The organism is Bartonella sp. AU18XJBT (genome assembly GCF_028618595.1).
Classification (GTDB): domain Bacteria; phylum Pseudomonadota; class Alphaproteobacteria; order Rhizobiales; family Rhizobiaceae; genus Bartonella.
On the sequence record NZ_JAQITE010000005.1, the window covers coordinates 16,582 to 29,682 of the forward strand.

Genomic DNA, 13,101 nt, shown 5'->3' on the forward strand with positions numbered 1-13,101 from the left:
TTTCTCAGAAATCGAAATGAAAATTAAACATCCTAAAATATTGAGAGTGGGACATTGTGAAGAGTTTGCGTAAAATAATTGACATCATTTTCATTGTAGTCGTTAGTTCTCTTGTCCATCTTACATCAGCACAAGCAATTGAACCAGTTAAAATTTCTCCTCAGGATGCTGCGCTTGATCTTTCACAAGCAATTGAAATTCACCATACAAACAACTCTATTTTTCAAACAAGTACAGCACCAGGACCAGATGGTATTGTATGGCGTATTGAGGTGCAGGCAAAAAATGAAAATTTTTCCGGAAATTGGGCAGTTTTTTCTCTTGCAAATCCAACAGATGAACAAGTCGATCGTCTCATCGTTGCTCCCCATTACCGCATGGCGCATTCTGGATTTTTTTGGCCAGACCTTGGATCAGCAAGGATTCAATCCATAACGCCAAGCGAAGGTTTTTCCCTCGATCGTCAACTTAGTGCAAACTCTGATATCTTTCGTATTACCCTTAACCCCGGTGCGGTTGTTACATTTGTGGCCGAACTCAACTCTGCAAATCTACCGCAAATCTATTTATGGCAACCTGAAGCTTATAAAGATGCAATTAATTCTTATACGCTTTATCATGGTATTCTTCTTGGGATATCAGGTCTCTTAGCGCTTTTGTTAACTGTTCTCTTCGTCGTCCGTGGAACGGGGCTGTTTCCTGCAACAGCTGCTGTTGCTTGGTCCGTGCTTTTTTATATTGGTATTGACTTCAACTTTTTAAATAAATTCTTTGCAGTTACACTCACAACACAACCAATCTGGCGTGCTGGTACAGAAGTAGCACTTACTGCTACACTCTTCATTTTTCTTTTTACCTATCTCAGCCTTAACCGCTGGCATTATCATTTTAGTTACGGTGCTATCGCTTGGACCATTGCCTTTTGCAGTCTGGGAGCCTTTGCTATTTATGATCCAATCAGAGCAGCTGGAATTGCGCGTTTGTCTTTTGGCCTTACCGCTGTACTTGGTATACTATTAATCATCTATTTCTCAATCAGAAGCTATGACCGCGCTATTATGCTTATTCCAACATGGTTGCTTATTAGCTTTTGGTGTGTTGGAGCCTATGCCTGTATAGCTGGATATTTAAACAATGATATTATCCAGCCAGCATTAGCGGGGGGATTAGTGCTCATTGTTCTTCTCATCAGCTTTACTGTCCTGCAACAAACTTTTTCTAATGACGCTTTCCATGAAGGAATATTTTCCGACCTTGAACAACAAGTACTCGCAGCAAAGGGAGCTGGAAATATTATTTGGGATTGGAACATTGAGCGTGACCGTATTGTTGTGCATCCAAACATGGCAACCCTTTTTGGTACTGAAATTCATAACCTCAATGGACCTATGCGCAACTGGATTTCAGCCTTGCACCATGATGATCGTGAACGCTTTCAAGCTGTATTAGATATCATTCTTAAAAATAAAAAAGGGCGCATTGATCAAATTTTTCGGCTTTCTTCCGGTGGTGGTTATTATCATTGGTTTTCTCTTCGTGCACGTCCGGCTATGCAAAAAGATGGGAAAATCACACGTATCATTGGAACCATTGTCAATATTACTAACCATAAAAAATCCGAAGAACGCTTATTGCATGATGCAATCCACGACAGCTTAACCGGCCTTCCTAACCAACAAGTTTTCTTTGATAGACTACAAAATTATACCTCTTTGGCGAAAGCAAATATCAAAATTAGACCGACTGTCTTTATGATTGATTTTGACAATTTTCGCCAAATTAATCGCAAATTAGGCATAGCAGTTGGGGATACTGTATTGCTTATAATCGCACGTCGTTTAAACCGTCTTATTAACTTTCAAGACACCTTATCGCGACTTTCAGCAGACCGCTTTGCAATTATTTTACTCAGTGAAACTGAACCACAAAAAATTGCAGCATTTGCAGATCATTTGCACAAAACAATTTCAGCACCTATTTCACTTTCAGAAAACAAAATAATCCTTTCAACGTCTATCGGATTGGTTACATGGAGTGAAAGCCGATCGACGGCTAAAGATATTTTTAATGATAGTGAATTAGCGATGATTCGTGCAAAACAAATGGGCGGAAACCATATAGAACCTTTTCGTCCTAATTTTCGCACTTTGGGTCTCGAACATAATACTCTGGAGAAAGATGTTCATTATGCCATAAAACGTAATGAGATAAAAATCCTCTACCATCCTATTCTTAATTTATCAGATGGACATATTATTGGTTTTGAAACAATTGTAGAATGGCATCATCCCACTTATGGAAATTTAAATGTCTCTGATTTCATAAAAATCGTAGAAAACGAACAAATTGTTATGGATTTGTCACAATTTATCATCGATAATGCTATTATTGATCTTATAAATGTACAAGAAAAGTTTTCCCAACAATCTTTCTTTATTTCAATTAATTTACCAAGCGCAGAAATGATTCATCCTCGTTTTATCAGTCAATTGCGCGCCGCTTTGCTTCGCCATCCGCTCCACAAAGGGCGTTTGATGATTGAAATATCTGAATTTGTCTTAAGAAATAATCCTGAACAATCAGCGCACTTTCTCGAACAAATTAAGACACTTGGAATGAATCTCGCACTCGATAATTTTGGAACAGGTTATTCGTCTCTGACCTATCTCGTACGTTATCCATTTGATATGGTTAAACTTGATCGTTCACTTATCTCAATCGACTCTCTTAAGAAGAAAATTGTTCTAAAGTCTATCATTAATATGGCAACAGATCTTAATTTGCAAATTATCGCAGAAGGTGTTGAAAATGAAAAAGAAGCAATCTTCCTCCGTCAAGAAGGCTGTAAATATGTTCAAAGTACACTTGTGACGAAACCGATTGCCATAGAAGAATTAATTACGCTCGTTCAGAGCCATTTCCCTTATAAAATAAAAACATAAGGGATAAAATAACGTATAAAGTTAAAAAGCTTAGAAAAAACTCTACGCGTGTCCCATTTCAGAAGCAAGATAAGTTGGATCGATACCCATGCGTGTTAAACTTTTATCATACTTGCAGCTTAAATCGCTTTCAAAAAGAAAACTAGGTGATGTAGAACTGATGAGCCAACCATTTGTAGAAATTTCTGCCTCAAGTTGCCCTGCTTTCCATCCAGCATAGCCTAATGCTACCAATGCATGTTGCGGACCTTGTTCGCAACTGATTGCTTTTAATATATCAATTGTCGCAGTAAAGCAGACCTTATCTGCAATAAAAACAGTTTCTTCACAAGCATAATCATCTGAATGAAGGACAAAACCACGCGAAGGATCAACAGGACCACCATAGCGAACTGGAAACTGTTTTATTGGTTCAGAAAGGCTTTTTTTTTGGCCACTGTCTATGACTCCCAAGTGAAGCAAAAGCTCTGGAAAATCAATATGATGCAATTGATTAAGAATAATGCCCATCGCACCGGCATCAGAATGCGCACAAATATAAATAACAGAACGAATAAAGCGTTTGTCATTCATTCCAGGCATTGCTATGAGTAATTGTCCACCTAAAAAGCCATTACACCGCTTCATTAATCTGTTATTCTCCATAATTTACATGATAAAAGTTTGTTCATTTAGCACACTAGGAAAATAAAACTCCAATGAAAAAAAGTTATATATTTACAAATTTACAAAATATCGCAACTTTCTTTTATAAAAAGCTTTTTGTTACTTTAAGCTTAACATTCATAGTTTTAGAATTACTTAACATTCCTGTAAATGCTCAAACAGAACAAAAACTCCAGCTTTTCGCAACATCTTGGTATGAATCAGATGGTGGTCGTATCCGATTAGCGATCACTGAACCTTCTCTTTCTGGAATAAGAGAAGGCATTATTGAAATTGTGCTTAAACCAGGATGGAAAACTTACTGGCGTAATCCAGGTAATTCTGGCATGGCACCGTTTTTTAATTTCAATCAACAGGTTTCTTATGAAATCTTTTATCCTACTCCACAGCTTTTTGAAACAGAAAATGATTGGTCATTAGGCTACAAAGATAAAGTAATATTGCCCTTCAATCTTTCTGGTTCAAGCAAAAATTTAAGTGGTGCTTTCACTCTTGGATTATGTAATAAAATCTGTCTTCCATTTACTGTTAACTTTGATTTTTCGCCATCTGCTCTTAAAAATAAACATCTTCCTGCTTCCTTCTTAAAAAATGCTCAAGATTCTTTGCCCCGCATGATGCAGAATGCACTAAAAATAAGTGCCGAAAAAAATAACAGTACGCTTCTTATAAAAATACAAAATAATAACAAAATCACTCCTTCGTCTCTCTTTTTAGATGGAGGAGAAATGCAAATTGGAGCAGCAAGAAAAGTCAGTGATAACGCAGAATATACACTCTTCAGTGCTCCACTCTATTTTGCACCAGAAGAAATAAACCAAAAAATTTTTTATACAGTTTCTTTTAAAGACCACGCCTTAAGTGGAACATTCATATTGCATACACAGCCAACCCCTCTTGCGACTCCGTGATAAAAGAAAAAAGCTCTCAAACAGCAGTTATGCTGGAAAACGTCCATTTTCGCGATATTGAGTAATTGCTTTGCGAGCAAGGGTATCTGCGCGTTCATTTTCTGGATGTCCCGCATGCCCTTTTACCCAGTGCCATCTGACTGTATGACAAGAACTAGCATCCTCAAGAGCTTGCCATAGCTCCATATTTTTAACAGGATTTTTTGATGCGGTGCGCCAATTATTCTTTTTCCAATCTTCAATCCACTTAGATATACCATTACGCACATAAACTGAGTCTGTATAAAGGTCGACCAAACAAGGCTCTTTAAGCGCCTTTAATGCACAAATTGCCGCCATGAGTTCCATTTGATTGTTTGTCGTATGTACCTTACCACCATAAAGCTCACGTTCATGGCCATTCCAGCGTAAAATTGCTCCCCAACCTCCAATTCCAGGGTTCCCTGAGCAAGCACCATCTGTATAAATTTCAACGATTTTTTGTTGAGTTGCCATAAAATTTAAAAACCTAATTCACTTAGCGAATTTACATTACTGAAAAAACAAAGCTTGTGCCAATACTCCCATGGATCTTTCTTAATAACAAAGCTATTAGGCGGTGTATTAAACCAATCATAAAGACGTGTGAGTAAGAAACGCAAAGACGCACCACGAGCTAATAAAACAATCTTGTCCAATTCTAAAGGGATCAATGGTCTTATTTTTTGATAATTTTCCAATAACTTACGTGCTTTGGTAAGATTATAGGAATGATCAGGTTCAAAGCACCAAGCATTTAAACAGATCGCTAAATCATAAGCAAAAAAGTCATTACAAGCAAAATAGAAATCTATTATCCCAGAAAGACGATGATTCACAAAAAAGACGTTATCATTAAATAAATCTGCATGAATAATACCTATTGGTAAATTGAATGGCCAATTTTTCTGTAAAAAAGCCAATTCCGACTCAATTTTTTGTCCAAATTCTTTTAACAATGCATCTTCTTTGGTTTGACAACGTTGCCACAATACCTGCCAATCCATAACAGAAAGAGTATTTTTACGACTGAGTGTAAAATCCTGTCCTGCTAAATGCAATTGTGCGAGCCCCGTCCCCACTTCACCACAATGATCTATCTTGGGCTGGCGGATCCATTCTCCTTCCAGAAAAGTAATAATAGCAGCAGGGCGTCCTGCTAGTTCACAGATCATCATTCCATTATTTTGAATAACAGGTTGAGGACAAGGGATTCCACGCTGTCCTAAATGCTGCATCAAGCGACAAAAAAAAGGTAAATCATCTTTTGAAATACGCTTTTCATAAAGTGTTAAAATAAATCGCCCTTGTGTTGTCTCTAACATAAAATTAGAATTTTCAATCCCCTCCTCTATACCTTGATAAGACAAAAGTGATCCTATTGCATAACGTGTTAAAAACACTTTTAAATCATTTAAATGAATATCTGTATAAACGGCCATTATTCTGCTTTCGTTGTAGATATGTCTGTATTCTGATTTTTTGCATTATTTGCTTGACCATTGACGAAAGCCATATCTTGAGACGTTAAAATGACGTCACGTAATTCGCGACTCACTAAAAATTTTTCCGTTTCCACCGCTGTTTCAGCTAATTCTATTGTGACATCATAACGCTCACGAAATGCGGAAATAATTTCATCAATAATAATTTCAGGAGCCGAAGCGCCTGCTGAAAGACTGACAATAGAAAGAGCTTTTAGGTTTTCAAAATTAATTTCATCAGCGCGCTGAACTAAAATAGCTTGCCGCGCACCAGACTTTTCGGCAACCTCTACTAAACGTCGTGAATTAGAAGAATTTGGCGCTCCAACAATCAAAAACAAATCACTCCCCTTTGCTGCTGTCTTAACCGCATCTTGTCGATTCGTTGTAGCATAGCAAATTGATTCAGCCGCTGGAGCTGCTAATGTAGGGAAACGTTGTTGTAATATATCGAGAATTCCTGCAGTATCTTCAACAGAAAGCGTTGTTTGTGTAACAAATCCTAATTTATCTGGATCATTAGGTTGATAATGCAAAGCATCTTCTATCGTTTCAATAAGCGTTACAGCCCCTTCTTCAAGCTGTCCCATTGTCCCTATCACCTCAGGATGACCAGCATGACCAATCAATATAACATGACGACCATGACGTTGATGTCGTATCGCTTGTTTATGAACTTTCGAAACCAATGGACATGTTGCGTCGAGATAAAACAAATTATAGCATCGCGCTTCTTCTGAAACAGATTTTGGTACACCATGAGCAGAAAAAACAACCGGTTGATTGCGATGTTCTTCTGGAATCTCATTAAGTTCTTCGACAAAAACAGCTCCCCGTTGCTGTAATCCCTCGACCACGTAGCGGTTGTGTACAATTTCATGACGAACATATACTGGAACACCATATTTTTTTAATGCAAGGAGAACAATCTGGATAGCACGATCAACCCCTGCACAAAATCCACGTGGACCACAAAGACGTATCGTTAAAGGGGGAAGTCCAGACATAAATCATCCTTAATCTCTATAGTTTTAGCTATATTCAAACAACCTATCATTATACACGAATAAGCAATGTAAAAAAACTGGCAATAGCATCTTTTGCATAAGAACACACTCTATCGTGTTTTCTTACGACATTTTCTTGCAGCAACGCTCTTTTAAAATTTGCTCTTTCATTTCACAAAACTAAAGAGCGATAAAATACCAAACAAGAGATTCAATCAAAAGAACTCCAAAGATAGCTGCCAAATAAAGTAATGAAAAGAAAAACAGTTTTTTTGCCATCAAAATAGTTTCATTATGTGTATCAGTTTTCCACAAACGATAGGCAAAATAGACAAAGATAATGCTTAAAATTGTTGAAAAAATACCATAAAAAATTCCGCCAAGACCAGTAAAGCAAGGAGCAACAGCGCATAATGCCATCAAAATAGTATAAAATAAAATCTGTTTTTTTGTTGAATGTTCACCTCGTACATTGGGCATCATAGGGATACCGGCAGCCTCATAATCAAGAGATGAAAATAAAGAAAGAGCCCAAAAATGAGGGGGGGTCCACATAAAAATAATTAAAAATAATAAAAAGCTATCAATACTCACTGTTCCTGTTGTCGCGGCCCATCCAATCATTGGTGGAAAAGCCCCAGAAGCACCACCAATAACAATATTTTGTGGTGTGATACGCTTTAACCAAATTGTATAGATGACGACATAAAAGAAAATCGTAAACGCAAGAAAAAATGCTGCAAACCAATTAATGAAGCTCCCCATAACCAATACCGAAAGCATAGAAAGAACCATGCCAAAAATAAATGCTTTTCGGGAACTGATTTTACCCATAGGAATAGGACGCTTTTTGGTCCGTTCCATCACGGCATCAATGTCAGCATCATACCACATATTCAATGCTCCCGCACCACCACCACCGATGGCAATACATAAAATCGCTAAAAAACCATACAATGGATTGATAGGAACAGGCGATACAAGCAAACCAACCAGAGCTGTAAAGACCACAAGAGACATAACACGTGGCTTTAATAGTGTGATATAATCACCAATACCGGATTTTGGTGGCGTTGATTTACCATTCACAACCGATAACTCTCCTGAAACTGACATTCCGCTCAAAGCCCTTTTCCATTTCTGTCATTCACAAACCAATATTATCTGACAAATATTATCTAGCGTATGGAAATGACCAATTAAGACCAATCGTACTTTTGAGAAAATATGAAATACCTCTTTCGCACGTATCCCCTAAAAATAGATAGAAATATTGGCAACGAAAATATATTTTTTCAATCAACATGCTCTCCTACATTGCAAATGTATCATAAAAATATATCCTATGGATTAATATATTTGGGTAAATACTGATTTTGTGTTATAGTTTTTTATAGGGAATTCATTTTTTATGTAAATCTATGCATGGTTGTGGGTGTTGAGTCGGATAGGATTTTCTGTGATACTTTATAAATTACTCAAAAAAACTTTTTTTATTGGTGTTGTTTTTTACACACTTTATAATAGTTTTATCACTCATGTATTTGCACAAACACCCTATGCGCAAAATGTTCCTGCTCCACAAACCTATGGTGCATGGACAAAAGTTTGTGCTCTACCACCAGGTACACCTAACATGCAGTGTGAAGTTGTACAAAACGTTCATACACAAGGTCGTCATGATATTACCTTGCGCGTTACATTTTATAAACTTCCTCAAAAGCAAGGTGCTTTGATGCGTGTTTTTGTTCCGATTCGCGTCGAATTACGCCCTGGTGTTGGAATTAAAATTGACGATAAAAATATGGGCAGAATGGAGTATCGTCGTTGTCTTGGTGATAATTGTGTTGCTGAAGCCTTTCTTAAAGAAGACATATTGCAGCTCTTTTTAAAAGGAAAAATGGCAACCTATTTTATCTTTACAACTCCTGAACAAGGGATTGGAGGTTTTGTTGACCTTCATGGTCTTGGTGACGCCTATGCAACCTTACCGACATGAATAAAATCGATACACTTTAAACGATTAAAATCTCATCGTTTATTTTGAATGCTTCTTAAATTAGATTAATAAAAATCTTCTAAGTCCCCATAAAATAGGATAATTCTTATGAAATCGCTGATTGATCATTTTGATATTGCTTCCTCTAAAGTGCAATCACTGGTACAGGAAACGCTTCATCATGCAGATGATGGTGAGCTTTACCTTGAATATACAGAAAGCGAAGCTCTTTTATTTGATAATGGACAGCTTAAAAACGGCTCATTTCATCAAGATATGGGATTTGGACTACGCGTTGTTGCTGGAGAGGCTACTGGATATGCGCATTCTAATGAGTTATCAGCAGCTGCACTAAAACGTGCCAGTGAAGCTGCTAAAGCTGTCACCTATAATAATCATACAGGAACTTATAGCATAGCACCTCAACAAACAAACAAGAGACTTTACCAACCGCTGAATCCCCTTGATGCTCCATCATTTGAAGAAAAAAGTGCTCTTTTGCAAAAAATTGATGCCTATTTACGTGCTAAAAATGATAAATTGCATCAAGTGACTGTTTCTCTTTCCGGCTCGTTACAACATGTTGAAATTTTACGTGCAGATGGTTATTTGGTTCGTGATATTCGTCCTCTTGTGCGACTTTCTATATCTGTAGTCGCAGCTGAAGGCAATCGACGTGAAAATGGTTTTTATGGGTGTGGAGGGCGACAAGCATTTAGCCAATTTATTCATGAAGACAATTGGAAAAAAGCTGCGGATGAAGCCTTACGTATGGCTTTAACAAATTTAGAAGCAGAAGCAGCGCCAGCTGGATCTTTTGATGTTGTCTTAGCCAATGGATGGCCTGGTGTTATGCTCCATGAAGCCGTAGGTCATGGTTTAGAAGGTGACTTTAACCGTAAAAAAACATCCGCTTTTGCTGGACTTTTAGGACAACAAGTTGCGGCAAAAGGTGTTACAGTTGTTGATGATGGAACAATTCCACAATGCCGTGGCTCTCTCACTGTCGATGATGAGGGAACCCCTTCAGGATATAACGTTCTCATTGAAGACGGGAAGCTCGTTGGTTTTATGCAAGACAGGCTTAATGCACGGCTTATGGGGGGTAAATCAACAGGAAATGGACGGCGTGAATCTTATGCTTATGCACCAATGCCACGAATGACCAATACAATCATGCTAGGAGGAGATAAAACACCTGAAGAAATCCTTTCTTCTCTCAAACATGGTATCTATGCTGTTTCATTTGGTGGAGGACAAGTTGATATTACTTCTGGAAAATTCGTCTTTGAATGTACTGAAGCATACCGAGTAGAAAATGGTAAAATTGGCGCACCAATCAAAGGTGCAACTCTTATTGGAAATGGACCGGATGCTATGAAACGTATTACAATGATTGGTAATGATAGTAAACTTGATAATGGTATCGGTATGTGTGGAAAAGCTGGCCAAAATGTCCCTGTTGGTGTCGGTCAACCTCATCTTCGAATCAATAATATGACAATCGGTGGAACTGCGCTTATAAAGGAATAAGCTTGCTCATTCCTGCCTAATATTGCCTCCTTCTCATCTATTACAACAATTTTGTGGGGGGGCTTTACAATGAATTGATTTATAAAGATAATCTATCGTTGTTTGTATTGCATTAGAACCTTGAATACCATAAGATTTTCTCATTTCAAATCTGTGTCTGTTGAATCAATCAAAATCATTCGTTTGTACGTTACAGGCGGAGAAAGTTATATGGATAAAAACTATACAAGAAAGGACTAAAGATTCCTCTTATGAACCTTCTCAAGTACCAAGAGTTTTAGAAACATCGGGAGATGGCAAATGTAATGAGGGCACCGGTTTGGTTAGATACATCTTCTTCATAAGACATTGGTCTTTTGTGTGGGGTAACTTATCTTTTATATTTCATAATAAAAAAGTTTAAAATAAAAAACATTTTTTACATTCAGTGCTCTTAATTCAATGAGAAAAATTATTATTGTAGGTAAATTTTGGAGAGATTTTTATAATAATACTCAAGTAAACTTTTAAAAAAATCTTCATGGCATTAAAAAAATTTTAGGCTAAAGCTTCCAACCTTTCTTTTTTTTCTTTTTGCTCAAAACAGCAACAATTTCGACATGCGGTGACCATAAAAATTGATCAATCGGTATGATTTTTTCTACTGTATACCCCCCTGCAACAAGGAGAGATAAATCACGAGCAAATGTAGTAGGATTACAGGAAATTGCCACAACACGAGATACTGTTGTCTTCGCTAATTCACGTACTTGTTGCTCTGCACCAGCGCGTGGAGGGTCAAAAACTACACATTCAAAACACTCAAGTTCCTTTACAGAAAGTGGATGTCGGAAAAGATCACGTTTTTCACAAGTGACCGTTTTTAAACCAGTCGCAAAATGTGCTGATGTATTTAGATTTCTTAATGCATCTTCATTGTTTTCTACTGCATGAACATTCATCTTTTTTGCCATACGCAAGGTAAATGTTCCTACCCCTGAAAACAAATCAACAGCATTCTTTGCTGTTTTTAAATGAGTCAAAATAATATTGCCCATTATATTTTCAGCTTCGCAAGTTGCTTGAAAAAAACCACCAGAAGGAAATTCAACACGAACATCTCCAAAGTAAATCTCTGGTTTTTCTCGTTCAACTAAAACTTCACCGTCAATAGATAAACGTATAATTCCATATGAAAGAGCAGCACTGATCATTTTCTGACGAAGTGATTCATGTTGTACAATGCAACCGCTTAAAGCAACATCTAAACCATTTTCAACACATGTTATCGTAACATGAAACCGTTTGGCAGAGCTGCTTAGAAAAGCACAGAGTTCTCTGATATTATGCAACTGAGAGATAAGCTCTGGACGGCTTACTGGACATTCCTCAAGAGCTACAATCTCATGAGAGAGATAACGGTTAAAACCAACTTTTTGCCCCTGTGGGGTCATGGATGCTGTTAGAGTAATCCGCCGTCGGCTATAAGGTTTACATTCTATTAAAGACGCAACAACATTATTAAGTCCATACTTTTTAAGCGCATCAACAACCAATTGTTGTTTCCATATGCGATAAGCATCCATATGCCAATGCTGAAGAGTACACCCTCCACATTCTCCAAAATGCTGACAAAGAGCATCAACGCGTTCTGATGATTTTTCTTTTAATGCTATATATGTTGCATATTTTCCATGAACAGTAATTTCAGCACATTCTCCTGGTAAAGTAAAAGGAACATAAACGAAGCCGTGAGACGTCTTAGCAGTACCATAACCATTTGCTCCGATATGGTCGATTATGACATTGTCATTCACTCTTGTTTTTCTCCAAATAGTAAATATTCCACGTTGCCATCTCCACCTGTAATAGGGGAAGGAATTAAACCTTTTGCACTCCACCCTGTTTGTGTATTTAACCAAACAAAAAGTGCCTCAGCAGTTTCTTTAGCTATTGATGGATTTAATATTCCTCCCTTACTAAAGTGTTTACGACCAAGCTCAAACTGAGGCTTTACCAGTAAAACAGCTTGGGCGCCCTTCTTGGCTAAAGACAAAACAGGAGGCAATGCAAGTTTGAGAGAGATGAAGCTAACATCTGAAACGATAAGATCAATTTCTCGCCCACCTAAATGTTTCTGTTGAAAATCTCTGATATTCAAGCCTTCTAATAACGTTATAGCACTGTTGTCCAATAAACGTTTATCAAATTGATGATGCCCAACATCAACGGCAATTACATGAGCCGATCCACGCTTTAAGAGAACTTGTGTAAAACCACCTGTTGATGCACCAACATCAATGGCCGTCACTTTATCTGTTATAATCGGAAATGCATCAAGTGCAGCAATCAATTTTAACGCTGCCCGAGAAACATAATTCTGCGCTGGATCACAAACAGCAATCTCTGCATCATCAAAAACGATTTGCCCAGCTTTGAAAACGATTTCGCCGTTAACTTTAACAGTTTGACGCACGATAGCATCACGTGCGCGTGAACGTGTCGTAAAAAAGTTTTTTTCAACTAAAAGAATATCGAGCCTTTTTCTGGCAGCCATATCAT

General features: G+C 37.5%; 11 protein-coding genes. 4 read left to right on the forward strand and 7 right to left on the reverse strand.

Going from position 1 to position 13,101, the window contains the following annotated elements:
• The first annotated feature begins 56 nt into the window (after positions 1-56).
• Positions 57-2,942 (forward strand): EAL domain-containing protein, encoded by a 2,886-nt coding sequence (locus PVV60_RS02770; protein WP_273722974.1) that lies wholly within the window; start codon positions 57-59, stop codon positions 2,940-2,942.
• Between the two features lie 42 nt (positions 2,943-2,984).
• Here PVV60_RS02770 and PVV60_RS02775 read toward each other — a convergent pair whose 3' ends face one another.
• Positions 2,985-3,569 (reverse strand): YqgE/AlgH family protein, encoded by a 585-nt coding sequence (locus tag PVV60_RS02775; RefSeq protein WP_012754832.1) that lies wholly within the window; start codon positions 3,567-3,569, stop codon positions 2,985-2,987.
• 71 nt (positions 3,570-3,640) lie between these two features.
• Here PVV60_RS02775 and PVV60_RS02780 point away from each other — a divergent pair, with 71 nt between their 5' ends.
• Positions 3,641-4,519: a protein-disulfide reductase DsbD domain-containing protein gene (locus PVV60_RS02780; protein WP_273722977.1), complete on the forward strand. Its 879-nt coding sequence runs from the start codon at positions 3,641-3,643 to the stop codon at positions 4,517-4,519.
• A 27-nt stretch (positions 4,520-4,546) separates the two neighbouring features.
• On the opposite strand, the gene rnhA is transcribed toward PVV60_RS02780, so the two are convergent.
• The 4 genes from rnhA to cyoE form a co-directional block, all read right to left on the reverse strand.
• A complete protein-coding gene (rnhA, locus tag PVV60_RS02785; protein WP_273722978.1) occupies positions 4,547-5,014 on the reverse strand; it encodes a ribonuclease HI in 468 nt (155 codons plus the stop codon).
• A 5-nt stretch (positions 5,015-5,019) separates the two neighbouring features.
• The gene (locus PVV60_RS02790) at positions 5,020-5,979 is read right to left on the reverse strand and encodes a homoserine kinase (protein WP_273722979.1); all 960 of its coding nucleotides are present in this window, start codon (positions 5,977-5,979) and stop codon (positions 5,020-5,022) included.
• Positions 5,979-7,028 (reverse strand): 4-hydroxy-3-methylbut-2-enyl diphosphate reductase, encoded by a 1,050-nt coding sequence (gene ispH / locus PVV60_RS02795; RefSeq protein WP_273722980.1) that lies wholly within the window; start codon positions 7,026-7,028, stop codon positions 5,979-5,981. The genes PVV60_RS02790 and ispH overlap by 1 nt, the downstream gene beginning before the upstream one ends.
• A gap of 180 nt (positions 7,029-7,208) precedes the next feature.
• Positions 7,209-8,144: a heme o synthase gene (gene cyoE, locus PVV60_RS02800; protein ID WP_273722981.1), complete on the reverse strand. Its 936-nt coding sequence runs from the start codon at positions 8,142-8,144 to the stop codon at positions 7,209-7,211.
• A 343-nt stretch (positions 8,145-8,487) separates the two neighbouring features.
• Here cyoE and PVV60_RS02805 point away from each other — a divergent pair, with 343 nt between their 5' ends.
• Both PVV60_RS02805 and tldD read left to right on the forward strand, forming a co-directional pair.
• Entirely contained in the window at positions 8,488-9,027 is a 540-nt protein-coding gene (locus tag PVV60_RS02805; RefSeq protein ID WP_273722983.1) for an invasion associated locus B family protein, read from the forward strand.
• A 108-nt stretch (positions 9,028-9,135) separates the two neighbouring features.
• Entirely contained in the window at positions 9,136-10,560 is a 1,425-nt protein-coding gene (gene tldD / locus PVV60_RS02810) for a metalloprotease TldD (protein ID WP_273722984.1), read from the forward strand.
• Between the two features lie 542 nt (positions 10,561-11,102).
• On the opposite strand, the gene PVV60_RS02815 is transcribed toward tldD, so the two are convergent.
• Both PVV60_RS02815 and PVV60_RS02820 read right to left on the reverse strand, forming a co-directional pair.
• Positions 11,103-12,356, reverse strand: a complete 1,254-nt coding sequence (locus PVV60_RS02815) for a class I SAM-dependent RNA methyltransferase (protein ID WP_273722986.1) — start codon at positions 12,354-12,356, stop codon at positions 11,103-11,105.
• Entirely contained in the window at positions 12,353-13,096 is a 744-nt protein-coding gene (locus tag PVV60_RS02820; RefSeq protein WP_273722987.1) for a TlyA family RNA methyltransferase, read from the reverse strand. The genes PVV60_RS02815 and PVV60_RS02820 overlap by 4 nt, the downstream gene beginning before the upstream one ends.
• Between the last annotated feature and the right edge of the window lie 5 nt (positions 13,097-13,101).

Coding starts and splice junctions, on each gene's coding strand:
- PVV60_RS02820 (WP_273722987.1), bottom strand. CDS start 13,096: ATGGCTGCCAGAAAAAGGCTCGATATTCTTTTAGTTGAAAAAAACTTT.
- PVV60_RS02775 (WP_012754832.1), bottom strand. CDS start 3,569: ATGAAGCGGTGTAATGGCTTTTTAGGTGGACAATTACTCATAGCAATG.
- ispH (WP_273722980.1), bottom strand. CDS start 7,028: ATGTCTGGACTTCCCCCTTTAACGATACGTCTTTGTGGTCCACGTGGA.
- cyoE (WP_273722981.1), bottom strand. CDS start 8,144: ATGTCAGTTTCAGGAGAGTTATCGGTTGTGAATGGTAAATCAACGCCA.
- tldD (WP_273722984.1), top strand. CDS start 9,136: ATGAAATCGCTGATTGATCATTTTGATATTGCTTCCTCTAAAGTGCAA.
- rnhA (WP_273722978.1), bottom strand. CDS start 5,014: ATGGCAACTCAACAAAAAATCGTTGAAATTTATACAGATGGTGCTTGC.
- PVV60_RS02780 (WP_273722977.1), top strand. CDS start 3,641: ATGAAAAAAAGTTATATATTTACAAATTTACAAAATATCGCAACTTTC.
- PVV60_RS02790 (WP_273722979.1), bottom strand. CDS start 5,979: ATGGCCGTTTATACAGATATTCATTTAAATGATTTAAAAGTGTTTTTA.